Genomic DNA, 24,850 nt, shown 5'->3' with positions numbered 1-24,850 from the left:
GGAAAGCGCATGAGTTTCGTGCGTCAATTTTAGTCCCAGCCCCCATGATTCACGGGCCTTGAGTACAAATTGGCAATGAATGAAAACTCATGCGTTAAGTGAAACGGGCAGGCTGGCGGGGCTGCGCACGCCAAGCATTAATATTTCTTCGGGCAAAATCAACTGATTTCGCTGGTAAAGTAGGAGAACTTTTCTCTTGAGGCAAGATACGCATCCTGACTTTACTTCTAAATTTTACAAAGGGTTCATACGACAGATAAAATATCTCAACCAATAAATGATATTGAAATCACCCACTTGTTGGATTTTTTGGTAGAACAGCATAAAATCAGGCACATGAAGGTTGAAAGGTATGCGTAGGGATGACAATTTAGTAGGTAAATGGTCAATCGCTACTTAAAACGTAATACACATTAGACTTTCTTGGCTCTTCTCCTGCCGATTAAAGTCGCATTTTATCGATATCTAGAGGTCTAAGATGGATCAAAACATCCCTAAAGAACAAGAATCAACTGCACAATCTACTATCAGAAGAGTAAGTATCAGAAACTTATTCCTTGATCCTAATAATTACCGCTTAATTCATGAAGATGATCAAGTTGACGTACCTGAAACTGAAATCAAAGATAAAATTGTACAACAAAGAACCACAAGACTTATTTGTGGCGATAAAAACCAACATATACAAGATCTTATAGATAGCTTTAGAGCAAATGGCTATTTGCCTGTTGATCAGATTCAGGTAAGAGCTCTTGAGGATAATGGATATGTTGTTATTGAAGGGAATAGGCGCGTAGCTGCTTTAAAAACATTATTAAATGAATACGAACAAAAAGGAAATAATCTGGGAAAAGTTCTACCAGAATTTTTTAGTTCGATCCCAGTAGTTATTTACCCAGACTCCACACCTGAGCACCATCTTACTCTTATGGCACTTAAGCATATCAGTGGGAATAAAAAATGGGGGGAGTGGAATCAGGCAAAGTTACTTGAAAATATGAGTACAAACTATAAGTTAAGTGAAACAGATATCTGTCATAGGATTGGCATAAGTAAAGTTGAATTAAGGCGTAGTCTAAGGGCTTTATCTCTTGTTGCGCAATATAGAAATTCTGATTATGGTGATCAATTTACAGAAAGCCGATTCCCAATATTTAGACAAACAATACGTAGTCAAGCATTAAAAGTATGGCTTGGATGGAATGAAGACACTGCAAAAGCAGAAAACTTGAAAAATAAAGAATTATTTTTCTCCCTGCTATCCCGCGAACCAATCGAAGAGGAAGATGAGAATGGCCATGTTGGTTACAGTGAAAGGTTTCTGGAGCCAGCTATAAGTAAAAGGGATGATATTGATCTTCTTGCTAAAATCGTGTCTGATGAGCGTGCTTTGTCGCAACTGCAATCAACTAGAGATCTTAATAGTGCTTACCGTGCTAGTGATTTAGTATTTAAAGAAAGACAAGAAGCTGCTATACGCTCCGTCTCATCTGATATTGATACATTATACCAGCTTGCCATTCGACCTGAATATATCCCTGAACTCGAAAGCGCTTGGGGAAAATTAAAAACAATTATTGATCGAACCAACAGTATCAGCCTGACTGGTGTAGCACAAACAAACGTTTATTACGATAGAATAAAAAATCACTTTGAAGAATTATATATAATAAACTATCGCCAATTAGTCGGTATGCAAATTAAAGGACTATCCTTAATTAATATATTTGCCGGATTAAACAATACCGGTAAGACATCATTATTAGAAGCGATTTATCTTCTAATTAAACAAAATGATTTAAATGGACTAATAGAGGTAATGCGTCGCCGTGGGAAAGTCTCCGCTGAGCATTTAGACCCTACGTGGATGATTGAACAATTGACTAATCCTGTACTTATTTCAGGCGTATTTGATAACCATAATTGTTCATTAAGCTTAAAAACTATCGAAGAGTCAGACAATTCTATCGATAAAACAAAATATTTATCAACTATAGAGATCGATACTACATTTTCTAACTATAGCCAGACCTCGTTGAATCGAACTTACAAAGGTCGCGAACGTGAGACAATTGCGGACTATATAAAATTGGTATGTCCTGTCGCATTCAGTAGTCCATTTTTCTTGAATGAACCTCATCATTATGCTCAATACTACCACAAAAGTGTTCAGTCTAAGTCATTGCCGTTACTGATAGAGTTCTTGAAAGGATCGATTCTTCCTACGCTGAGAGATATACGGCTTACTGATGAAAGACAGCGTTTCATTGTTGACGATGAAAAATTTGATGAAGGCGTCGACATTTCATCTTATGGTGAAGGGTTGCAGAGAATATTTTTCATGTCCCTTATATTTTCAAGTGCTAGTAATGGTGTCGTTCTTATCGATGAGTTCGAAAACGCCCTACATCACTCTCTGATTTCTGATTTTTCTTCTTTTATTTATAAACTTGCTAAAAACTTCAATGTCCAGGTATTCATCACAAGTCATAGTAAAGAATGTATTGATGCATTTACCTTAAATAAAAAGATAAAATCAGAAGATCTAGCTTGCCATGCATTAATAAATAATGATGGTAAAATTACCAATAAGAATTTCGATGGTGATACATTCCGTACTTTAGTTGAAGCAGGAAACGTTGATTTGAGGGATGCTCGATAATGGAAAACATCAACTCAACATTAATTTTTTGTGAAGGCCCACATGATGTCGCGCTAATTTGCTTGGTATTGAGTAAATTCTTTAATGCCCAAGAATTCAGTGGAAAATTCAATCAACTGCCTTCGCCCTATAATAGCATGTATCAAAAAGCCCTTGAAAATCATGCACAATTGGATTTAAGTCTTGAAATGGCACATAAATTCTTTCTCCCAGATAGAATTTTTACTATTGATGATACTTATGTCAGTGTATTCAACTCTGGTGGAAAGAATAGAGGCGATAAAATAAATGGGTTTATTAAAAACCTGTGGGTAATGACTGAGAATAGCAATACGTTCAATGTGAGTGATCGCGGTAGCATTTCTAGCCATAAGTATATATTCATTTATGACGCAGACCATAATAGCAAAGAAACGATACTTAATGAGATTTACACCGACTTTTCTATCATCGGTACATCTTCATGGCTAACAGAAAATTGGGAAGCTTATCCTGAGGAACCTTTATCAATATATACACAGAATGGTGAAGTAGCAGCTATAATATGGTGTAATAGAGATACTGGGAAAGGAACTCTTGAAGATGTCCTATGCGAATGTGTAGGTGACGATGAGCTATTTAGTTCCGCAAAAGAAACAATTCAAAGATTGCATGAATGGGAACTCAATAGTGATAATGAGCAACGTAAAATTGCTGAGACGGCTAAAATGTATAAGGCTACATTATCTCTTATGGGTCAAAGGAAGAAGCCAGGAGGTTCGGTTAACGTGATTATTAGTCAATCAAAATTACTTAATCAAGATAATTTGGCTAAATCAACAACAATAAGTAAAATGGTAAGATTTCTCAATGGCTTTATTTAGCCATTTGATATGATCAATTGCGCCTCACAATGGAGGCGCAACTTTCAATACTCGAGCACTTTAAAATAAAAAGGGGAAACCATTTTTTCTCGATTACCATCTAGTTAGTCTGCCCACCATTGAACCATCAATCGACGTTCATCCAAATGTTCAGATGTATGGATATCAGTCGCACGTACATTATTACGCTCAGAGTGGCTTAACTGGCGCTCTATCACGTCATCGCACCATAATCCCGACTCGCCTAAAGCCCCACACGCCATTGTTCTAAATCCATGCCCACAAACCTCTTTTTTCTCATCATAACCCATCGTACGCAATGCACTGTTTACCGTGTTTTCACTCATAACCTTATTTACGTCATGATCCCTTGGAAAAAGAGCTTTTTTCACCACTAAGTTGCTAAGTTGCTCTAACAAGACCATAGCCTGCCGACTAAGCGGAACGATATGTTCCTCTTTCATCTTCATGCCACGGTACGAGTAACGCACGCCTTTAATTTCTTCTCGCTTTGCAGGTACACGCCAAAGAGATTTATAGAAATCAAACACTTCCCAACTAGAAAAGCGTAACTCGCTGGAACGTACAAAAGCTAGCAGAGAAAGCTCAACCGCAATCCGGGTCATTACACGACCACGATATGCTCCAAGACGAGCAAGAAACTCAGGGAACCGGCTTGAGGGTAAAGCGGGGTAATGTCGCGCTTTGGTTGTCGATAACGCACCGGCCATGTCATTTGCTGGATAAGAGTCGATGTAATCGTTCTGTACGGCATACCGCATAATGGCTGTGACGCGCTGTTGCAGGCGCTGAGCGACGTCGTGTTTACCACTGGCATCAACTTTTTTAATCGGGGCTAACAGGCGGCTAGTTTTGAGCTGGCGAATATCGGACGAACCGATATAAGGGAAGATATAAAGCTCAAGATAGCGACGAACGCGCGATCGATGGTCTTCACTCCAGCGCTTGTTACTGGCATGCCATTCGCGAGCAATGGTTTCGAAAGTATATGCACCCGAATTCTCAGCCTGAGCTTCTTTCTGTTCGGCTTTTGGGTAAATGTCCTGCACTAACAGTTACTTAGCTTCGTCACGCTTTGCTCTTGCCTGAGCAAGCGTCACCGTTGGCCAAACACCAAAAGCGAGGCGATCTTCTTTTTTGTTTGAAGGGCGTCTGTATTTCATGCGCCAGTATTTAGCCCCCCTTGGCCGAAACCGCGAGATACAACCACCGCCACCGGCCATTTTGTAGGTTTTGTTTTTTGGTTTTGCGGTCTCGATCTGTCTGGCGTTGAGCTTCATTTGGGGCACATTTCTAATCAAAGTTAAGATGTCCCCAATGACATCCGGATTTCAACGGACAACCTCGGACGACTCAGGACGTGAAAATCGCTGCAAGCATTGATTTTAAAGGGATAATTTGACTTTCTCGGATGGTCTTGGAAGTACTAATGGTGCGAAGGCCGGACTCGCCAAATCAAACTAATCAACTGAATTAATTAAATATAAAAACACCAAACCTTAGTCTATATACTCACTTGTATACTCAATCAATTTTAGTTAGCAATCATTCAAAACCAATGAGTTAAAAAAATGCATGTAATCCCATTTTTAGAAAATTTCTTTAGCAGAGACCAACTGAAACTCTCTACTTCAGTTGGTCTTAGCTAATACCCCAGGATAGTGTTTCGCAATAATGTCATTCATCATTTCTATCAGCTCCAAACGCTTGAATGTCAGATGGGCTGTTCCCTTCTGAAAGTAGCGGATGCTGAAGTATTCATCCTCGTAAGCATTCTTAGCCGGGTTATCCCGAATATGTTCCACCAATCGGATAGATATATCACCACGGTTGTCAGGTATTGGTTTGCCATCAAGTAAAAACAGCATCCGCTCAAGGTCAGCCAACTGATCCCTCCGCCAACCCCAGTTAAGGCTAAAGCCCCAGCGGTTATGAGTTACCAAATTGTTAATGATTATCTTCTTACCAAAGCTGCAGGGGCTATTGGTTTTATAATCCCACGACAGGCCTTTGAAGACGTTAATGATCCCGCGCTCAAATACTTCCGTTTTGTTCAGATGTAACTGTTCAAAAGTACTGAGAATGTTCGCCTCACTGATAGTAGGAAGATCGCCCTCCTCCAGGTTCTTGTGCCACTGGTCGCGAGCCTGTGCATCCATTAAGGCCATCATGCCGGATTTCAGCATCAAATCGCGCCAGATACTACTGTCGATATTGCGGGTGACGGCAGGCATCGCTTTATCTGCCTTCTCAGTTAGCCAACTATCGTAGCGGTGCCCTGGCTTCATCGCCCAGTCTTGCGCTGTACCACCGCCAATTTCTGAGGTTAACCGTGAAATGGCATCAAGCTGTTCAATGAGTTGTTCTATCTGTTTTAGTGCGGAATCGCGTCCAGTGACTACACGTTCGATACTGGTCGAAAGAATGAGCTCATTGTGTTCCGTCAACACTTCTGGTTCTGTTTGCATCGTTAATCGTCCATAAAAGCAAACACGCCTGCCGGGAGTGGCAGGCGCATTATGCGATGAATAAAAAAGGTGGGAAGTTCAGATGTAAAAATCAGGAATGGGGCTCGAAGAAATCAAGTATTTATTAATCCGGTAGCTCGCCTGGCTCTGAGAATATCGGTGGCGGTCAGGAATGGTGTTTGATCTTGCCAAGTGAATCCCTTACGGTCAGTGCGTACCAGTTCATAGCGTTCCACCAGGAAATTCACTGCATCAGCAAGTGTAATACCAGCTTCAATATGCTCTTGGATGGCCTCGTCGTCGTGAAATGGCGTGTCGTTAAGTGTCAGGCCGTAATGGTGTTCCAGCAGATACGTTAACAGTTGCTGCCAGACCTGTACGGGCGACAGGCGTGACGAAACCGGCACCGTGGTCGGTACAGTTGAAATGTGCATAATTTGGGTCCTGATAAAAGAAGAGAGAAGACGTTATTGGGCGGGATAAACAGTGAGATAAACGTAGCCCCAGCTACTAAGGGTATCAGCTATACAAGTTAGACCTGTAAGCTGAATGGTCATCTGATGTTGCTGCTGTGGATTTAGCTCACCGGAGCGCAACATATTTTCTAACTGCTCTATAAACAGTGGGAAAGCATTTTCCAGGCTTTGTAGCTGCTCTGGGCTAAAGCTTCCCGTCAAACCAGCCCTGTCAGCCAGGTAATGCAGCCGGTTGCCTTCCTGAACTAATCTTGCGCCAAATCGTGGGATGATATCGCTTTGTAGCCCCCATTCATGGGATAGTGTGAATGGCATGAAAACCTCCGTTTAAAGCAACCCCTGCTCAGCAAAAGAAACCACTTCATTCCCAACAACCAAATGATCCAACACACGCACTTCTACCAGTGCTAACGCTTTCACTATCAGCTGAGTGATGTGTTTATCCTGCTGACTGATTTCTGTCGTACCTGACGGATGGTTATGAGCCAGAATGACTGCAGCAGCATTGTGCTTCAGTGCCAATTTAACCACTTCGCGGGGATGAACTTCGGTTTGGCTGAGTGTGCCGGTAAACAGTGTTTCGCATCCCAGCAGGCAGTGCTGATTGTCGAGATACAACACCATAAAAACTTCACGCTCCTGATGAGCCATCTGTAATTGCAGCCAGGTTTTAGTGAAGCTGGTGGAAGTAAATGACTCACTCGGTTGACGCTGATATTTCTCCAGCAGTCGTAACGCCCGACGAATGATGCGTTGCTCGTTTGCAGGAAATATCGGGGATAAATTGAATACAGACATATTTGCTCCTTAAAACAAAAAGCCTCGCCGGTTTATTGGCAAGGCCTAGCGGAAGGGATAATAAAAAGGTTCATGAAACAAGCTGCAGCATATTCTCAGCCATCACCCACAGAGCACGGTTGAGCTTTACATCACCGTCGATACCTTTAACAGCGCGTGTATGGGCGCGTTTACCTTTAGTGGTTCGTCCAGACAGACCGCCTTTAATCAGGTTTTCCTGAATGCGCTGATAAGTGGTCCACAGGTCGTTACTTTCATCCTGCCAGCGGCGTGGGGATAGGATTTTCGATTCCGTCACCGGCTGATGCTCTTCACCAAAGCGATAGGTTAATGCTGCTTTCGCCATCGCCTGTTGTGCTGGCGGCGGTAACAAAAGCGACTGCATTGCATTGCGCTTCTCCTCCACCCGGTCAAATATCCCCAGTACCTCGTAAGCCCCTTCAATGACTTTCTCCACCACGTTACCCTTATGGGGAACACGCACTTCACCAAAACTCTCACCGCAAATCAGCCCATTTTGGCAAACCGATCTAAATAGCCCCGGCAGCATCTGGTATGAGCTGGAACCGTCATGGCTATTAAGCAGAATAATTTCCGGCACTTGCTTGCCAGTGATTTGGCCTTCGCGGCGCAGGCGCAGCATATGTTTAGTGTGTTCACGCTTGCTCTGATCCCGCACACGAGTCTGGCAGGCGAAGAACGGCTGGAAGCCTTCTCGCTGCAGGTTATCGAGAATGGTTATGGTCGGGATGTAGGTGTATCGGTCACTACGTGATTCATGCTTTTCTTCACTAAAGACACTCGGTACGTAATGCGCCAGTTCATCATGGGTTAGAGGACGGTCGCGGCGAACCAGGTTGACCGCACCAAAGCGGCTGGCTAATTTCATGATAATTTCCTTAGGTTTTGGGGCATAAAAACAAAAGCCCCTGCTCCGTAAGGAGGCAGGGGCGATATGCAGGTTCAGTGATCGTTGCAGCAGAAGGCGGCTCAGAAGTTGTCCAGGATCCGTAATATCTGCGCCATCAGGGCAGTTATCAGCGCGGTCACCAGCAGCGTGGCTGCTTCTCTGGCTGCATCTATGCTGTCGTCATCGCGACCGGCCTGACGAAAGCGGATTTCAATAAATTGTCGGGCTTGCTGACCGCCGTACCAGGTCAGAACCTGACCCAAAGCGGTCACCAGCATTTTCAGAAAAATCATAGGGTTTGCTCCGGACTGCCTGACGGCAGTCCGTTGGTGATGTGACGTCTTTTATGGAGGGAGATGAAACAGAGAGAATACTCAGTTATAGGTGTAGCGCCACGCCCCTTTGTCGGTGGTGACTACCACTTCCGAAGCCACGCACTCATTGTAAAAATTTACTTTGACGGACTGCCCGTAGCGCAGAGTGATCGGCAGAATGGTTTCCTTGTTAACGGAGGACATAAACTTTTTGTTGTCGATGCGGCAGTTGCCCCGATTAACGTCAATGTTTTCAACTTTCACACTGTCATCCAGCGAGGTGACCACTACAGTGGCGTAGCGTGTTCCGGCAGGATGAACATAATCACTGGTCTCCACTTTTATTGGAGACGTTGGCTCGGCCAGCGCCGAAGCAGACAGTAAAAACAGTGCAGATATCAACCATTGTTTGATTTTCACAGCGTATTCCTTTTAAGAGAAACGTATCGCCGGGACATGAATATCATCATTCATTACCAGCGATAAACGGTACAAACATTTACAAATCAGAGTGATGCCTTTGCCACACAGCCGTGTGTGCCAAACTCGGGCAGCACCTTCGCCGCCCCAACTAGTGTGAAGGTAGCTGGCTTAACACCTTCGCCGGATACCAAGACTTGTTTGCCGTTACGCAACTGTGTCCAGGCCAGTACCAGGTTATTGCTGCCGACACGACTTTCAGACTCACTGATATCAATGGACTCCCCACCGTCAATGCTGACCTGGAGGTTTCTATCCTCATCCATACTGACTTCATGCCCGTTAGCGTCCGTAAATATGACCGTGGCTGGCTGTGAGCCGTAATCCTCACAGGACAGATATAACTGCGATTGACCTTTCCCCTTGATAACAAACTCTGATACGCCTTGGCCCCAACCGCTGGACCAAGTGTCCTTATTTCCGAAAGCCTGCGCCATGACCGGAACCAGGCCACAGACCAGCACCAACGCGCTGAGTGATGAATTGTTCATGAATGTATCCTTTTGTGAGTAAAGCAAATTGCCCTGACGGACGGGAATGCAGGCTCATTCCCTGATGAGCCCGCTGATATACTGATAATGCGGCAGAGCCTGAATGAATCTCGGGTCCTGAAAAATGCGAGTGATATGGCTGTTTCGCACAAAACCGCTGAGGGTCATCACCACATCAGTGATGGCTGAAAGGGTGAACACCTGAATGCGATCTTTCGATACGGCCACCAAGTACCACTCCCCGTCCAGACAGATAAGCCGGTAAGGGGCCACTGCAGACTGCTGATGACCCTGATGCAGAAAGTGAACACGGCGATTACGGATGATGGCCTGAACGATAGCCTGGAAACCACCAAACAACGCGGGTGCCTGACGTGGCGGGGCATTCCAGATAATGCAAGGGGAATCCTGACCACTGTCGAGCAACACCGACAGCAGCCTGGGATCCAGAGTAGGAAAGTAATGCGCCACGCTGGTTATCCGGGCAAAGCGGAGAATGTCGCTGTTGGTGCGAAAGGGACCCCGGGCGTCCAGGAGCCGGAAGCTTCCACGGGAATATTCGATGTCGAGATAACGTAGACGCTCACGCAAGTCGCGCTGAACGGTGCGCTCAGAAACGCCAAACTCCTGAGCCAATTGTCTGACGCAGAGTGATTCGCCCATAAAGAGGCGACTGACCAGGATGGCGAGACGGCTGGCCAACCGATCATAGCGGTGTCCCTGTTCAGACATGTTATGTGCTCCCAGCAGAAAATATTGGTACCAGTCATCTGCTGGCAGTGAAAAATGGATTAGCGGGAAAGACGTTGCTGCCGGAGCCAGGCTACTATGATGCAGGCCGGTATGGTGACCCGGTAAGCCGGACCCGCAATGTCGGAAATCATCCACGCCGAACTGAGCGCAATGGCGACGGGACCGGCGATAACGGACAGAGCTCTGGATGCCACCACCACAGTGCCCCAGGTGGCAATCCCTCCCAGTGAGGTAATGACGCTGGCGGACAGCACGGTGGCGAGTTCTAGGGCGGCCAGCGAGGAGGTACGTATGGCTGCCTGTACTGCTATCAGAATGAGCTGAGGGGTGGGGTTGGTCAGGTCGAGTTGCATATTGCGAGAAAAAGTAGCCAGTTCTTCCGATGTCATTTGGTCCAGGCTTTTCTCCAGCACCTTCATCAGCAGGCACAACTCAATGGTCTCGGTGGTGCTTTTCAGGTTGTAGTTCACATCAAGCTTATCGCAAACATCCCTGAGGATTTCCCGGTAGGTCACGCCCTGCCCCAGCCGAATCAAACTTACCAGCGTATTGGCCCCGTAACGCTGAAATTCACCCGCAATCAGTTGCCAGTAGCGCCGGTGTTCCGGTGCCAACAGACGATATTCAGGGGTACTGGTCAGGCTCTCTGTCCAGCGAGTGTCGCCGTCACGAGGGTCAGTGATCAGAATAGAAACCAACAGTTGTAGCTCTTCATTGCTGCACTGGCCCAGCAGGTTTAAATCGGGGTCATTACGATAGACAGCCATTGTTCTTCCTTAGTTAGTGTGGTGAGAGGTCACACTGTAAGGGGGGCTGTTGCACAGATAGGTCTTATAAAATGGTGAATTTTTACGCGGATGGAGTTGAATGCGACACTGAGTGTCATAGTCCCGTGACAACTACGACTAAAACATACACACTGAGATCGGGTGGTGCCGCCATCCATTATGATGATATATATCTGATTTTAAAATGAATTACTGCATTTGTTCGAACAAAGACTGTATAGCCAGATCCATCAGTTCTGAGTGGTCCATACTGTGTTTTTTTGATAATTCCTCAAGCATCCTTATGCTTTCTTTGCTCAAGCCGAGAAGTTCGGCAGTCTGTTTTTTATCCGTCTCTTTTCTTTTTTCACGTACCTTCTTTTGTGACCAAGCTTTAGTCAACGAGGTGACTAACTCTTTAAAATTGTCTTCTCTTGTAAGCAGATAAAGCTGTGTGATTAATGCGTATTTACTATCACTCTCTGTGAGAGGTTCTAAATCAGCCAAGAACATATTTTTTTTCTTTAAGTAACAAACTGAAAAAGAAACCGACTCTTTGCTTTTCATCAAAGAGGTGACATTGACCTCACGCCTGCATATCTCTTTATCTCTCTTGTAGTTACAGGATAAATGTGAAATCAGAAGATTTATTTCAGTATTTTTGAATGGCAACAAACTTAATAAGGTCAAAATGGATTTATAGCGTTCTTTATGTCCGCCTACGAGTCTGGGTAGACAAAATGTATCAGAAACGCATTGAGCTTGCTGCTTACCCCCCACATCACTGTAGCGATGTATATTATCCGCTCTAAGCAGTTTAAACACACCTCTCCATTCGAGCTGCATCAGATTCCACCAAAAATAGTGGCATGCCTCGATATCATTTTTAAGCCATACAATACAACCATCGGAGAAAGCGTCATTTTCTACATCTTTTACAAGTTTTTTTATCTTATCAAAAGGAGATTTTACTTTATCAGAAGCGACCCCCGAACAAATAAAATCTATTAATGCCGGGGCATTATTAGTTATCTGAGGGAAATTTGAGTTTGCTATCGTTATATTTAGCGAAATTAATATGCGCCCGAGCATAGACAATGGAAAGGTTGAAATATATTCCCTTATCAGCATTGGTTCCTCTCCTGCCAATTCCTGCGCAGATTTGATTCTCATCCTTTTTATACGCTCATCACTCATGTCCAGTTCCTTCTCTCAAGCCTACTTTTAGGATAACTTAAGCCAAAGTGTTAATGAAGATTTTTCGTGTTAAAAATGATGTTTGATAGAGGAAAAAACAAGGAAAAAACGTTCCATTCATAGAACGAAATCCCTTTAAATACTGGGAATGATGGCACTTTAATAGCATACCCAGTCAACTTCCCCATACAACGTTAACTCCAGAGTGATTTAAGGAACAGTCAGGAGCAGGTTGATGGTGCATGGCTACCGGATGTACACACGTTACATAGCACAAACTGTCGGATTGGTAATATATACCTGACACATCCTTTCTCTCTGTTACGCTTAAATCTATGGGTTACCTTCATAACCCTTCTGTAATCAGAAATGATTTAATCAAGATAGGTTGAAACATCAAACCTCAGTTTTAATTACCTGAAGCATTATTTTTAAGGGTATTTTTTTACAGCTCCAGTCATTGATGTGAAAAAAAACCACTGGAGATTTTCATAATGAATTACACCTCTAATCCTTTCTGGCAACAACGTATTACCGACACCTTTCTGAACGCCCTTAAGGCTTATCCGCGAGTCTTAATGCTGAGGGTTGATCTACGACTACCCAATGCTCCAGCAGCTACAGATGCTGCTGTCATCTCCCGATTTATAGACTCTCTGAAAGTAAAGATTGCAGTGTACCTGCTTCGTAAACACCGCGAGGGCAACCGAAAACGCATGACCGACCTGCGTTATATCTGGGCAAGGGAATATGGAGAACGCAACGGTAAAAAGCACTATCACATGGTGTTGTTGCTTAATCGCGAGGTCTGGTGTTCCGCAGGCAACTATAACGATCCGGCTTCACTAGCAGGTTTAATCAAACAGGCGTGGTGTAGCGCCTTACGGGTGGGTACTCAGGAGTATGCAACGCTGGCACACTTTCCGGAAAGCCCGGTGTACTGGATTGACAGAGGGAATAACGAGCAACTACAGGAGGCATTATTACGGGCTTCATATCTTGCAAAGGACCATACCAAAGTTACTGGTGATGGCGAGCGTAATTTTGGATGCAGCCAGCGCTGATATCCCCGTCAAGATTCGCCCCAGCCTATCGGTGCCGATAAGGCTCTCAGGTATTTTTTTACTGGCAATCCCTATCCTCTGAAGGAGTACCGGCGTGCAATAGAACTCAACCACGCCGGACCCCTCCCATCGTTAATTTTCAGAGGGAGATATTCCATGGCTACTATCAATAACCCCATTCTTAGTGCTGAAGACCCGCTTATAGACATGACTTTTATCACTACATATACAGGCATGAGCGACAAGTGGTTTTATAAACTTATTCAGGACGGAGTTTTCCCAAAACCCATCAAGCTGGGACGTAGCTCACGTTGGTTTAAAAGCGAAGTGGAGAGCTGGATGCTGAAACGTATTGAGGATTCACGAGGGAACTGTCTGCGATGAAAAGATAGTACACAGCGGAATGTATGTAGTGGAACACTAATAACTCAGAAACACGAAAACCAGCCCTCATCGAGAAAACACGTCGAAGAAATCACCGGAGCTGTCGCTCCGGCTCGGATTCACTCATTACTCAAAGTAATCCATGTCCAGTTTGGGCACTTTAACCAAACGAGAGGAAACGCCAACCTCGTTTTCAATCATCAAATGAACTAGACGTTCGCCATCAACCAGCACCATTCCCTCAACGGATTGGGCAAAATCTCGCGCCTGAGAAGTAAAGCCGGAAGTGGTAATAAATACTCCTCGTTTGGCCTTTTGTCCGGCCAGCGCACCATAGAACGCCTGAAGTTCAGGGCGGCCAACTGTGTTCTGCCAGCGCTTAGCCTGCACGTAAACTTTTTCCAACCCCAATTTATCAAGCGAAATAATGCCATCGATGCCACCATCTCCAGTACCTCCTACGCGCTGAAGATCATCCCTATGTCCTCCATATCCCAGACGATGAAGAACATCCAGTACGATAACCTCAAAACGCGCCGGAGATACCTGCAACAAGTTTTCCAGTAACTCATCAGCAACAGCATCCCGCAGCTCTTTTAACGCTTGATCAAGACGATCGTCAGGGCTGCTTTTTGCCAGCTCTTCCTGGTTCGGTGCAGCTGGTCTTGGATCAAGATCGACAGCATCTGGCTGCTGTTTTAATTTCACGTTCATGAAATCAAAGGCCAGGTGGTTCACTTCCTTTTCGGCGAGTGGCTGGGGATGAGCCTGTACCCATTTAACCCCGTCGGGCGTTAAGCACCATTTTCCTCTGGATAAACTTTGCGATAATCCAGCTCGCTTCAGACGGTCATGTGCCCAGCCCGCCCGATTTTTATAAACTAACTGACCGCTGGCTATTACCTCTGCTCGCTGATTATCATCAAGATTAAGAGCATCTGCCGCAGCTTCATGCGCATCACGAGCTGGTACGCCCTCAGGTTTACCTGCCAGAAAACGGAGAACTGGTTCAATAAATTTATCGTAGGTAGGAACGGCCATATATACATCCCTGATAAGGTTCTTATTAGCTCGGCTGCGTCAAACCGATCAACTAAAGTCTGTTTAGTTACTTAGCAATTGAGTGTACTTCCAACTGGCGAGGAGATGAACACATACCTCAATGATTTTACTCACTAAGCTAAAGTCTCATCTCCACATCATAAATCAGAAAATATCACCCCAGCCATCTCATCCAACCCCGTTTTGACTACTTCCCACTTGGGCATAACTTGTCCCATCAGACGGTAAAAACGCTCGCTATGGTTGTGCTCAGCTAGATGACACAGCTCATGCAAAATTACATAGTCAATGCATTCTCGGGGAGCTTTAACCAAGTTTGGGTTAAGAGTGAGCCGACCGTTAGGAGAACAACTCCCCCACTGTGTTTGCATGGTAAGAATACGCAATGGGGGAGGAGTATTTACCCACAGAGCCTGCTCGAGCATGGCTTCGAGCCGTTTGGCGAAAACATCTTTGGCACGGGTTTTATACCAATCAATAAGAAGCTGCCGGACCTTTTCAGGGCTCTTCTGACGCAAGGTAACTTCCAGCTTTCCGCGCAACATTTTTACGCGTTGTACCTCCGCAGGTTCTTCAATCACCTTCAACAAGTATTGTTTGCCAAGGTAATAATGGCTCTCGCCGCTGATATACTTACGTGGCGTAATGTATTCAATCTGTCTGCGGAAATCCCTAAGCTGCTGATAAATCCAGCGCCCACGTTTCTTTACTGCCGTCAGAACGGCCAGGTCATCAGCCTCTGCAGGTGCAGAAACAACCACACGGCAATCTGGATGCACCTTAATCAACACGCGACTTGTGGCATAGGGACGAGACTCACGGTCAAAGTTGATCCACTCGTCTCCGTAGATAAAGCTCATAGCCTGCGTTTGCGTGTGAATGGGCACAGCTTACACTCCGCTCAATCCGACACGGGTAATTTGTACAATCATCTCGACGATCCTCTTCGCCTGGTCCATTCCGCCGCCAATGGCTTTGCATTCCTTAAACATCAATGGCAACAGCTTTTTCCTGATATCTGCTTCAATGTTCTGCGGGTTTATTGAGTTTTCGGCCACTGAGGTTTCGACTGAACGGTCCACATCAAAAGCCAGTTTTATCCATTTATCCTGAACTTGCGAATCGGTAATCGAGAAAACCTCAGGTAGCATTTTCTTGAATACGCCAAAGTAAGCCTGAGCATGGTGGTTGCCGGCAAATACATCTGGAATATCATTCAAGCGTCGTTCATGCACTTGCTCTTCAAACTCCCGGAAAAGCATGTATTGCTTGAGCGGATGTTCGAATAACTTCTCAGCTTCTTCAATAGCTTGCCGTAATAGCTTAGAGAACGCCTCCTGCGCATAGGGATCGTCACGCAGTTCTTGCTCGATCATACGAGTAACACGCGTTTTTATGATGTCGGTTTCGTTACGGGTTTTATCTTCGCTCCACTCATCTGGCTGCACTTGCCCCATTTTGTTTACTTCGTAAACACCATCAGGCTCCCGAACTTCTACGCCAACAACATGCTTATCGAGTAACTTTTTGACCTGCTCGGCATACTCATCATAGTCGATACGCTCACCGGCATCTTGCTGCACTAACTGGCGTAAACTTGAGAACTGCTTCACCGTCTCTTTGTAATGACGGCGATCATCTTCACTGAAGCTCTTGTCTTCAAAGAAGGTGGCTGATTGCAATGCAACTTTTAAACAACTGGCAAATTCAGTCAATGCCTCGTAGAAGTCTTCACGTATTTTCAGGTGCACATCGACCAGTTCGCCATTTTTTTCTTCAATGCGTGGTACCAATACCTGACGCAGTTGCTCGGTATCCTGCCTGTTCTTCACACCGTCAAAAATCGCCCACAGGTTGTTATAAAGCTGCGGTAAACGTTTGTATTCGGTGCTCATCTGATTATAGAGCCCGGCGAGATCGTCAATCTCATAACCACCCTGAGTGCGGGATGCAAGTTTCTGGTACTTCTCTATGGTGGTATCCAGCTCTTTGAGAATGCCACGATAGTCTATGAGCAGACCAAATTTCTTCTTGGGGTGCAAACGGTTAACTCGTGCTATCGCCTGAATCAGGTTGTGCCCTTTCAATTGCTTATCAATGTAAAGCACAGCGTTCTTGGGCTCATCAAAGCCGGTTAGCAGCTTATCGACCACGATCAGCAACTTCAGCGAATCATCTTTATCAAAACGGTCTATCACGTTTCTGGTGTAGGATTGTTCATCCTGTTGACCGACATTCTCCTTCCACCATTTAACAACTTCAGGTGCAGTAGACTCATCAACTTCAGTATTGCCTTCACGCGTGTCAGGAGCGCTAATCACCACCGCGGACTCAAATAGCCCGACCTCATCTAGGTATTTCTTATACTTGATGGCAGCGGCTTTACTGTCACAAGCAAGCTGACCTTTTAATCCTTCGTCAATGTTTTTCACGAAGTGATTGGCAATATCTAATGCAATCAGACGAATACGATCGTCTGCGGTGTAGATCTGGCCTTTACTGGCATATTTGCGTTTAAGATCGGTTTTTTGCTGGTCGCTTAACCCTTCGGTAATTCGCTCAAACCAGCTATCAAGAGCACGTTCATTCACATCCAGATCGGGAATACGCTCTTCGTAAAGAAGTGGCGTTACGGCTTTATCATCCGTTGCTCGCTGCATTGTATATGCATGGATGATAGAGCCAAATTTATTGGTCGTTTTATCATCTTTTAGCAATGGAGTGCCTGTAAAAGCAACAAATGCGGCTTTCGGCAACGCCTGCGTCATGCGGATATGGTTTTCACCACCTTGGCTACGGTGACCCTCATCAATCAACACAATAATATCTGAACTGGTATTGATGCATTCAGGCTGCCTAATAGCGGTATTAAACTTCTGGATCAAAGAGAAGATAATACGCTCAGTGCCCTTCCCAATCTGCTCTGCCAAACGCCTGCCAGATGTTGCGATCGCCGCTGACTTATCCCTCTTCCCTGAGAGTTCGCCGCTGGAGATAAAGGTGCGGCTAAGCTGGTTTTCCAAATCGACGCGGTCGGTAACCACCACAATGCGGCATTGCTTTAAGCTTTCATGCAAGATTAGCGCCTTGCTCAGAAACACCATCGTCAACGATTTTCCCGAACCGGTTGTATGCCAAATAACTCCACCTTCACGGCTACCATCAGGTCTTTTGGTATTGATACGCTCAATCAACCGCTTGATACCAAACACTTGTTGATACCGAGCAACAATCTTGCCTACCTTTTTATCAAATAGTGTATAAAAGCGAACCATATCCAGCAGACGTTCAGGCAACAATAGGCTTATTAACAGCTTATCTTGCCCGGTCACGGCCAACTCGCCCGCAGCTAGCAACTCTTGGTACCAATCTCTGGCCGCTACTGGTCGGTGACCAAATAGTTTATCTAGCTGTTCAGGTAGAAGTTTCTGATTCTTGATGACATACATTTCAGCATCAGAGAGATCCTCCTCACGCCAGGTGGCCCAGAATTTAGCCGAAGTTCCGCAGGTACCATAACGGCCATCATGACCATTAATCGACAACAGCAACTGGCTATAAACAAACAGGCGTGGAATTTCATTATGGCGCTGGTTACGGAGAGTTTGTGATATTCCTTCACCAATGGTTGGAACCTTTTTAGCATTACCATCCGGACGTTTGGCCTCAATTACCACCAGTGGAATACCATTCACAAAGCAGACGATATCAGGCCTACGTGATTCAACACCGTTAGCTCGCGTTACTGTGAACTCTTCGGTAAAGACAAAACTATTATTCGTTGGATGATGCCAATCGATTAAGGCAATAGTTGGGTTCGCCTTTTTACCTTCGATAAACTCGGTAACGGAAATCCCATACATCAAGTGGTTATAGAGACGCTCATTGGCAGTAAGTAAGCCCTGATTCAAAGCCGGGCTGTTGACTTCAGCTATCAGATTATCAATAGCCTTGTCAGAAAGAGAATATTCCTTCCCACCAAATTTAAAAGTTCGCTTTGCCAGTTGCTCTCTGAGGAGGTGAACCAACACAACTTGATCGGGTTTGCCTGCCCGGGCAGACAGAGCCTCTTTAGGAGAAAGGTAAGACCAGCCAAGGTTATTCAGCAGCATCAAAGCCGGAAGCTTAGCACTGTATTCTTCCTGAAATTTTGGGGCATATTGGGTGTTCATTATACTCTCTTGTAGTGCTCTATTGCGCCGGAAACCTGACGTTTTCCTTCCTGATTAACTATCCGGAATTTCCGGATAGTTCGACTTCGAGCAAGTTCGCCTTTAGCCATGGTGTTGATCGGTTCTTCGTTAATTGTTCAAACATCCTTATCATATAGCTCAGCCATAGATACCTTAGTAAGCCACAACATATCTGACTGAAAGCGGCACTCAACACGAGCACGGCCATCGTCGCTTTGAAACAACAGGAACTCACCCACCGGAGCTTGCGGTAGATGCTTATCCGTCATGCGGTCTCCGTTTGCACTCGGCGTTTACCGATGAGCAGTTGTTGCATCAAGGCTTTTTTTTCTTGTTCTAAGCATTCGAGTTGTGTTTTTAGAGTTTTGATCTCAGAATCAGCAGTTGAGAGAACTGAAGCAATCTTTTGTTGTTCAGCTAATTCAGGAAGAGCTATTTTTAGATTAGAAAAGATAGATATCCAGTGACGTTGATGCCCCCCAATTGTGAAATCAAGTATCTGCATAGCTTCAAATACATATTTTATAGAAACACCATCTCTTGACGTAAGAATTTTCATTGCGCTTGATTTAGCTTTGAAAGGGAAATCAACAAACTTACTATCTGTCGTGAAATCATCAAAAATTATCACGGGTAATTTATCGTTATATATACCTTCTGCTTCATTGGTATAGCCAAGAATAAATGTTTTCCCAGCCGTGAGAACCGGGGTTTCATAATCGTCATTATAATCAGTTGATTTTACCAAATAGGGAGTGGGTTGCGTATATTCTAGAAGAGAGCCTAACTCTACACACTTCCATCCCCCCTTAAATTCCGAAAACCGTTTCTTTCCTGTAAGCAATTGCTGCATCAGTGCTTTTTTCTGCCTTTGGCTATTAATCAGCAGTTGCTCAGTAATGGCGATCGCCTTATCCCACGTAGAAAGTATTTGAGCTATTTTTTCTTGCTCTAAATACGGTGGAACTGCGATCATCAACTTTTTAAAATAAGGCAACCCAATAGTCTTAATTGTTGATCCGACAGCCTGTCGCTCAAACTCTGTCTTATTTAATTGAAGCCAATAATACAAGAACCAACTATTCAACTTTTCCTTATTGTCACACCTCCAAGCAATAAAGTGCTGGCTTACAGCCATGGCCTCAGCCATCACTCCGCTCTTCCCAATCCCTGCATCGCGAGTTAACACTACAGTCTCAACAGGATGTAGTTCTGCTGAGCTATTATTAATACCTTCTTGTGATATTTCCTTATCCGTCGCATATACATAGCCTTTGTCCAAACGATAGCTATCTGTCAGTGAAATCCATTTAATTCCCCCATTCCAATACTCAGGGCGGCTCTTGCTCGGTGTATGACCACTGCATCTCTCTGCAAAATTATCGAGCAGATCATACTTCCAGCCCTCAGGAATAGCAGTTATGTCAAGCTTGCGAGCCATAACCTAACACCTCCAAATATGCAGCCATCTCTGCTTCAAGTTTGCTTAATTGGGCTTTTAACTGTTCGCGCTCTGTGCGCACTGCCATAAGGTCGATATCTTCCTCCTCTTGGAATGTATCAACATAGCGGGGAATATTTAGGTTGTAGTCGTTGTCGCGAATGTCCTGCAGACTAGCAAGATAAGCGTATTTATCAACGTTATCGCCATTACGATAGGTTTTAACAATTTTGGCAATATTATCCACACTCAACTTATTCTGGTTTTTACCCGGCTCATACTCACGGCTGGCATCTATAAACAACACCTTATCGTCAACTTTCTGCTTTTTAAAAATCAGGATAGCTGCAGGGATTCCTGTACCAAAAAACAGCTTTTCGGGTAACCCAATGACCGCATCAAGTAAGTTTTCTTCAATCAACTTCTGGCGGATTTTCCCTTCGCTAGAACCACGGAATAGCACACCATGAGGAACGACAACCCCCATACGCCCGGTTTTCGGCTTCATAGTCTCAATCATATGCAGAATAAAGGCGTAATCCCCCTTTGTTTTTGGCGGCATACCACGGCGGAAACGACCAAACTTATCGTTTTCCACATCATCATGCCCCCACTTATCGAGCGAGAACGGTGGGTTAGCGGTAACTACATCAAACAGCATTAAATCGCCATTTTTATCCAGCAGTTTAGGGTTACGAATGGTGTCCCCCCATTCGATTTTGTGGTTATCCTCACCATGCAAGAACATGTTCATTTTCGCCAGCGACCAGGTTGAACCGATGGCTTCTTGGCCATAGAGCTCATACTGTTTAGAACCATGATGCTGTACTACCTTGCGGCCACATTTCATCAGCAAGGACGCGGAACCACAGGCGGGATCGCAAATAGTGTCGCCAGATTGCGGATCCAACAGTTCCGCCATCAGTTCAGAAACTTCCGGTGGGGTATAGTACTCACCCGCCTTCTGACCACTATTGGCGGCAAACTTACCGATTAGGTATTCATACGCATTGCCGATTACATCCAAACCGCCCACGCGGCTAGGCTTAAGGTTCAGCTCTGGATTTGAGAACTCCAGCAACAGATCTTTGAGGATTCCGTTCTTTTGTTTTTCTTCACCCAGCTTGTCAGTATTGAAAGTAATGTCCTGGAAAACGCTTTTCCCACCATCTTTCAGCTTGGTACCGTTAGCTTCTTCAATGGCGTGAAGCGCTTCGTCGATACGCTCGCCGTTGCCAGGTTCATTACGGCGTTTATAAAGTGCATAAAAACTGGCCTCTTTTGGGAGAACGAACCGTTCGTTTTTCATCATCTCTTCGATCAGTTCCGGCTCATCGCCATACTCTTCTTTGTATCCATCATAGTGATCCTGCCATACATCAGAAATGTACTTCAGGAACAACATAGTAAGGATAAAGTCTTTATAGGTATCAGGACTGATAGTGCCACGGAAGATATCGCATACGCCCCATAGCACCCTATTAATACGGTCTTGATCGATTTTGTTACTCATGTTCTATTTATCCTTAAGTAATTTTTGCAAAATACCAAGCTCGAGTTGGTGACGATTACTTTGTAACTTACTGATAATTCTATCTTCTTCCTGACAGACTCGTTGAAGCTCGATAATTTGTCGTTGCGTATGCGCAGGTGGAACAGGAATCTCCACATCCAACAATGCTGCTTTAGTAACAAGCTGGATGTTTGTACCACTGCGATTAAACATTTGTTGTGTCATCGGGTGGTTAAGTACCCAACACAGGTATTCTGGAACTATCTCGTGTTCTTCCCTTCGAAGGGTAACGATCAGAAACTGGCTGGTAGCTACCACTGGGATGTCACTGCTATAGACAACCGCGACGTTCCGGTTCCCCCTGGCGGCAACGACTATTTCACCTTGTCTGAGGAAAGGTGGTTCAGCACGTTGCTCCCAACTAATCGCCGGTAAAGCTTCATAATCTCTCTGCCAATCCAGCTCAAGGTCCTTAATTTGTAATATGCGTACATTCCCATCAGACGCCGGTTTGACAGCCCCCCGGAAGGTATAGCCTGAGCGAATATCAGCCAAATCACCTATCTTGTATAACTTTGTTGGCATAATAGCCTCAGTTAAGTGCAGCATCACTGATGCACTAATCTTAAAGAGGATTAAAAGGGCTGAGCTATGAGCTCATAAAGCCCTTATGTTGATAATCCACGCCTGCATAACTTTATATGTGAAGCGAGAGTAATATTACCAAAACCAGAACAGCCCAATGAATTTACGCAGCAACTTAGTGAGCGATAATGAACCTTGTAAAGTCATAACGTTAGCATCAGGCGCTGCCGGATTTGCTTCTGTTGTTACGCTAAGTGTTATAATCTGCTTTTGCAAATCGTAAGAAACTTGATAACATGTCACTGATTCGATCTCCTATCCTGGTTTAGACGCTTCGGGTTTGAGGTTAGCGAAAGGCTGCAACCAATCGCACAAATCACTCTCTTCTGTACGACCGCTACTGTAATAAAAGTGAGTTGATGCACTTATATTTGCTCAGGCTGATATCAAAGTCAACAAGTATTTTATGTGCAGTAGCAGCCCTACAGAAAAAGGTTATCCCACGAAGAAGCAGTGACCGTTAATGGCTTAATCATGAATTATACTAATATACTGTTTTAATTGAATATTTAACTGGTCGTTATGTTTTGAAATCAAATGCACTGACACCTTTCTCCCGATTTGCATCAAGATAATCCGCCCACCACTGCAGCATCAATCTACGCTCGTCTAAATGCTCCGCCTTATGAATGTAAGCCGCACGCACAGAGTTACGCTCCATATGGCTCATCTGACGCTCTACCGCATCCCTCGACCACAACCCTGATTCAATCAACGAGCTACACGCCATTGTTCTGAAACCATGCCCACAAACTTCAACCTTCGTGTCATATCCCATGACGCGCAGTGCCTTGTTCACCGTGTTTTCACTCATGGGCTTACGAGGGTTATGATCGCCAACGAAAACAAAGTCACGATCACCACTGATCTTGTGGACCTGTTGAAGGATTACTAATGCCTGACGAGACAGAGGAACTAAATGAGGAGTACGCATTTTCGAGCCACGCTGCGAATGCTTTACCCCTTCGATAGCTTCTCGTTCAGCCGGTATCGTCCACATTGCCCTTTCAAAATCGATTTCAGACCAACGCGCAAAGCGAAATTCACTAGAACGAATAAAGATTAATAATGTGAGCTCAACAGCCAGACGAGTTAAAGGCCGTCCGTTGTAGCTATCAATTCGGTGGAGTAGTTCAGGTAAGCGTTTCAGTTCAAGTGCTGGTCGATGGATACGGTTGCTGGAAGCAACTGCACCAGCCATCTCTTGGGCTGGGTTGTAATCAATCAAGCCACTTTGGACGGCATACCGCATGATGGCGGTTGTTCGCTGCTGGAGACGAGAAGCAATTTCAAGGCGGCCTGTTGCTTCTACAACTTTAATAGGTGCAAGCAGGTCGCGAGTTTTTAGCTCTTCAATACTACGCTTGCCAATCGCAGAGAACAGATTGTCTTCCAGGCTCTTCAATACCCTACGACTGTGATCCTCTGACCATTTCTTGTTAGTTGCATGCCAATCTCTGGCAACTGACTCAAAGGTAATAGCTTCTTTCTTCTGTTCTTCTTTCACTGCCCGTTTGTGTTCGCGAGGGTCGATTCCAGCAGCAACAAGTCTCCTAGCCTCTTCTCTTTTTTGACGGGCATCAGCCAGTGAAGTTTCAGGGTAAACACCGAAAGCCATCAGGTGCTGCTTACCTCCAAAGCGAAAGCGGAACCGCCAGTATTTTGAGCCGTTGGGATGAATCAGCAAAAACATGCCATCCCCATCGACCAGGGTGTACTCCTTTTCCTGCGGTTTTGCAGAACGCACTTTGATATCTGTCAGAGCCATAAAAGTTCTCCTTCCATGTGCTTCCGTGAGTATATAAGCATTATCGAACCAGCATATATACTCGATTCTATACTCACAAGCGACTTGATGTGGGTTGACTCAGATTGACTTCTGTTGAAAGGAAAATCGCGGAAAGCCTTGTGTGGCGTGGATTTCAGGCACAAAAAAAGACGTCCGTTGACGTCTGTTGATGTTCCGATGGTGCCGAAGGCCGGACTCGAACCGGCACGTATTTCTACGGTTGATTTTGAATCAACTGCGTCTACCGATTTCGCCACTTCGGCACTGAAGGGGATGCGGAAACGTTCTGGATTATACCTGTCGGCGGCGGCCATGCAAGCGACAGCGTGTCGTCATTGCGCTAAGTGTCGAAAAAAACAGCGCTATCCTGCGCGGCGTCACCTTTTGCTGCCGTTCCATAGCGCGACTGCCATCAGCAACCCTCCTCTCACAACCCCCGCAACCCCAGCACCACCTGCCAGCCACTCCCCTTTCCCCTTGCCCCCCCAAACTTCACTCAAAGTCATCTCTATTTTTTCTCACACCATTCTCACCCGAATCACTCAACCCAACTCAACAC

At 45.0% G+C, this 24,850-nt stretch carries 22 protein-coding genes, 1 tRNA gene and 2 pseudogenes; 4 read left to right on the top strand and 21 right to left on the bottom strand.

All coding sequences use genetic code 11. The features are described from left to right. Positions 1–478: 478 nt before the first annotated feature. Both KHQ24_RS18475 and KHQ24_RS18470 read left to right on the top strand, forming a co-directional pair. Entirely contained in the window at positions 479–2,662 is a 2,184-nt protein-coding gene (locus tag KHQ24_RS18475) for an AAA family ATPase (RefSeq protein WP_126494860.1), read from the top strand. Then, positions 2,662–3,525: a DUF3226 domain-containing protein gene (locus KHQ24_RS18470; protein WP_126494862.1), complete on the top strand. Its 864-nt coding sequence runs from the start codon at positions 2,662–2,664 to the stop codon at positions 3,523–3,525. Before KHQ24_RS18475 ends, KHQ24_RS18470 begins: the two co-directional genes overlap by 1 nt. Positions 3,526–3,629: 104 nt before the next feature. Here the strand turns inward: KHQ24_RS18470 and KHQ24_RS18465 are convergent. The 12 genes and pseudogenes from KHQ24_RS18465 to KHQ24_RS18410 all read right to left on the bottom strand — a co-directional run bounded on the left by KHQ24_RS18465 (position 3,630) and on the right by KHQ24_RS18410 (position 12,200). Then, positions 3,630–4,826 (bottom strand): annotated as a pseudogene (locus tag KHQ24_RS18465) (tyrosine-type recombinase/integrase). 351 nt (positions 4,827–5,177) lie between these two features. Continuing rightward, a complete protein-coding gene (locus KHQ24_RS18460; RefSeq protein WP_139964574.1) occupies positions 5,178–6,014 on the bottom strand; it encodes a DUF4942 domain-containing protein in 837 nt (278 codons plus the stop codon). Between the two features lie 113 nt (positions 6,015–6,127). Next, positions 6,128–6,448: a TA system toxin CbtA family protein gene (locus KHQ24_RS18455; protein ID WP_139964576.1), complete on the bottom strand. Its 321-nt coding sequence runs from the start codon at positions 6,446–6,448 to the stop codon at positions 6,128–6,130. A gap of 33 nt (positions 6,449–6,481) precedes the next feature. Next, positions 6,482–6,805: a type IV toxin-antitoxin system YeeU family antitoxin gene (locus KHQ24_RS18450; RefSeq protein WP_211777399.1), complete on the bottom strand. Its 324-nt coding sequence runs from the start codon at positions 6,803–6,805 to the stop codon at positions 6,482–6,484. Between the two features lie 12 nt (positions 6,806–6,817). Next, entirely contained in the window at positions 6,818–7,288 is a 471-nt protein-coding gene (radC, locus tag KHQ24_RS18445; RefSeq protein WP_069303593.1) for a RadC family protein, read from the bottom strand. A 70-nt stretch (positions 7,289–7,358) separates the two neighbouring features. Beyond that, positions 7,359–8,180 carry a DUF932 domain-containing protein gene (locus KHQ24_RS18440; RefSeq protein WP_211777403.1) on the bottom strand — a complete coding sequence of 274 codons (822 nt, stop codon included), beginning with the start codon at positions 8,178–8,180 and terminating at the stop codon, positions 7,359–7,361. Between the two features lie 98 nt (positions 8,181–8,278). After that, the gene (locus tag KHQ24_RS18435) at positions 8,279–8,491 is read right to left on the bottom strand and encodes a hypothetical protein (RefSeq protein ID WP_049141565.1); all 213 of its coding nucleotides are present in this window, start codon (positions 8,489–8,491) and stop codon (positions 8,279–8,281) included. Positions 8,492–8,572: 81 nt separating this feature from the next. After that, positions 8,573–8,932, bottom strand: coding sequence for a hypothetical protein (locus tag KHQ24_RS18430; protein WP_131010927.1), 360 nt, complete (start codon positions 8,930–8,932; stop codon positions 8,573–8,575). Between the two features lie 86 nt (positions 8,933–9,018). Continuing rightward, positions 9,019–9,483, bottom strand: a complete 465-nt coding sequence (locus KHQ24_RS18425; RefSeq protein WP_102085842.1) for a hypothetical protein — start codon at positions 9,481–9,483, stop codon at positions 9,019–9,021. 54 nt (positions 9,484–9,537) lie between these two features. After that, positions 9,538–10,215 carry a helix-turn-helix transcriptional regulator gene (locus tag KHQ24_RS18420; protein ID WP_131010925.1) on the bottom strand — a complete coding sequence of 226 codons (678 nt, stop codon included), beginning with the start codon at positions 10,213–10,215 and terminating at the stop codon, positions 9,538–9,540. 59 nt (positions 10,216–10,274) lie between these two features. Next, complete coding sequence (locus KHQ24_RS18415; RefSeq protein ID WP_211777398.1) at positions 10,275–11,003, bottom strand: DUF3944 domain-containing protein; 729 nt, start codon at positions 11,001–11,003, stop codon at positions 10,275–10,277. A gap of 210 nt (positions 11,004–11,213) precedes the next feature. Beyond that, positions 11,214–12,200: a hypothetical protein gene (locus tag KHQ24_RS18410; RefSeq protein WP_211777397.1), complete on the bottom strand. Its 987-nt coding sequence runs from the start codon at positions 12,198–12,200 to the stop codon at positions 11,214–11,216. A gap of 494 nt (positions 12,201–12,694) precedes the next feature. Here KHQ24_RS18410 and KHQ24_RS18405 point away from each other — a divergent pair, with 494 nt between their 5' ends. Continuing rightward, the gene (locus KHQ24_RS18405) at positions 12,695–13,264 is read left to right on the top strand and encodes an inovirus Gp2 family protein (RefSeq protein WP_211777396.1); all 570 of its coding nucleotides are present in this window, start codon (positions 12,695–12,697) and stop codon (positions 13,262–13,264) included. Between the two features lie 156 nt (positions 13,265–13,420). Further along, complete coding sequence (locus KHQ24_RS18400) at positions 13,421–13,648, top strand: helix-turn-helix transcriptional regulator (protein ID WP_110196143.1); 228 nt, start codon at positions 13,421–13,423, stop codon at positions 13,646–13,648. Between the two features lie 126 nt (positions 13,649–13,774). On the opposite strand, the gene KHQ24_RS18395 is transcribed toward KHQ24_RS18400, so the two are convergent. The 9 genes and pseudogenes from KHQ24_RS18395 to KHQ24_RS18360 all read right to left on the bottom strand — a co-directional run bounded on the left by KHQ24_RS18395 (position 13,775) and on the right by KHQ24_RS18360 (position 24,554). Then, positions 13,775–14,689 carry a restriction endonuclease gene (locus KHQ24_RS18395; protein ID WP_102085845.1) on the bottom strand — a complete coding sequence of 305 codons (915 nt, stop codon included), beginning with the start codon at positions 14,687–14,689 and terminating at the stop codon, positions 13,775–13,777. 158 nt (positions 14,690–14,847) lie between these two features. Next, the gene (locus tag KHQ24_RS18390) at positions 14,848–15,570 is read right to left on the bottom strand and encodes a M48 family metallopeptidase (RefSeq protein ID WP_211777395.1); all 723 of its coding nucleotides are present in this window, start codon (positions 15,568–15,570) and stop codon (positions 14,848–14,850) included. Between the two features lie 30 nt (positions 15,571–15,600). Next, entirely contained in the window at positions 15,601–18,882 is a 3,282-nt protein-coding gene (locus KHQ24_RS18385) for a type I restriction endonuclease subunit R (protein WP_211777394.1), read from the bottom strand. A gap of 11 nt (positions 18,883–18,893) precedes the next feature. After that, positions 18,894–19,172: pseudogene (locus KHQ24_RS24435) on the bottom strand (hydroxyacid dehydrogenase); the annotation flags it as partial. Next, positions 19,169–20,344: a restriction endonuclease subunit S gene (locus KHQ24_RS18380; RefSeq protein ID WP_211777393.1), complete on the bottom strand. Its 1,176-nt coding sequence runs from the start codon at positions 20,342–20,344 to the stop codon at positions 19,169–19,171. The gene KHQ24_RS18380 and the pseudogene KHQ24_RS24435, both read right to left, overlap by 4 nt. After that, positions 20,328–21,857, bottom strand: a complete 1,530-nt coding sequence (locus tag KHQ24_RS18375; RefSeq protein ID WP_211777392.1) for a type I restriction-modification system subunit M — start codon at positions 21,855–21,857, stop codon at positions 20,328–20,330. Before KHQ24_RS18375 ends, KHQ24_RS18380 begins: the two co-directional genes overlap by 17 nt. Positions 21,858–21,860: 3 nt before the next feature. Further along, positions 21,861–22,442, bottom strand: coding sequence for a restriction endonuclease subunit S (locus KHQ24_RS18370; protein WP_211777391.1), 582 nt, complete (start codon positions 22,440–22,442; stop codon positions 21,861–21,863). 580 nt (positions 22,443–23,022) lie between these two features. After that, complete coding sequence (locus KHQ24_RS18365) at positions 23,023–24,270, bottom strand: tyrosine-type recombinase/integrase (protein ID WP_211777390.1); 1,248 nt, start codon at positions 24,268–24,270, stop codon at positions 23,023–23,025. A gap of 199 nt (positions 24,271–24,469) precedes the next feature. Further along, a tRNA-Leu gene (locus KHQ24_RS18360) sits at positions 24,470–24,554 on the bottom strand. Positions 24,555–24,850 lie beyond the last annotated feature (296 nt).

Origin of the sequence: Klebsiella sp. 54 (genome assembly GCF_018223875.1) — a bacterium.
Taxonomy (GTDB): domain Bacteria; phylum Pseudomonadota; class Gammaproteobacteria; order Enterobacterales; family Enterobacteriaceae; genus Klebsiella; species Klebsiella quasipneumoniae.
This window is presented reverse-complemented; position numbering and strand designations above follow the sequence as displayed.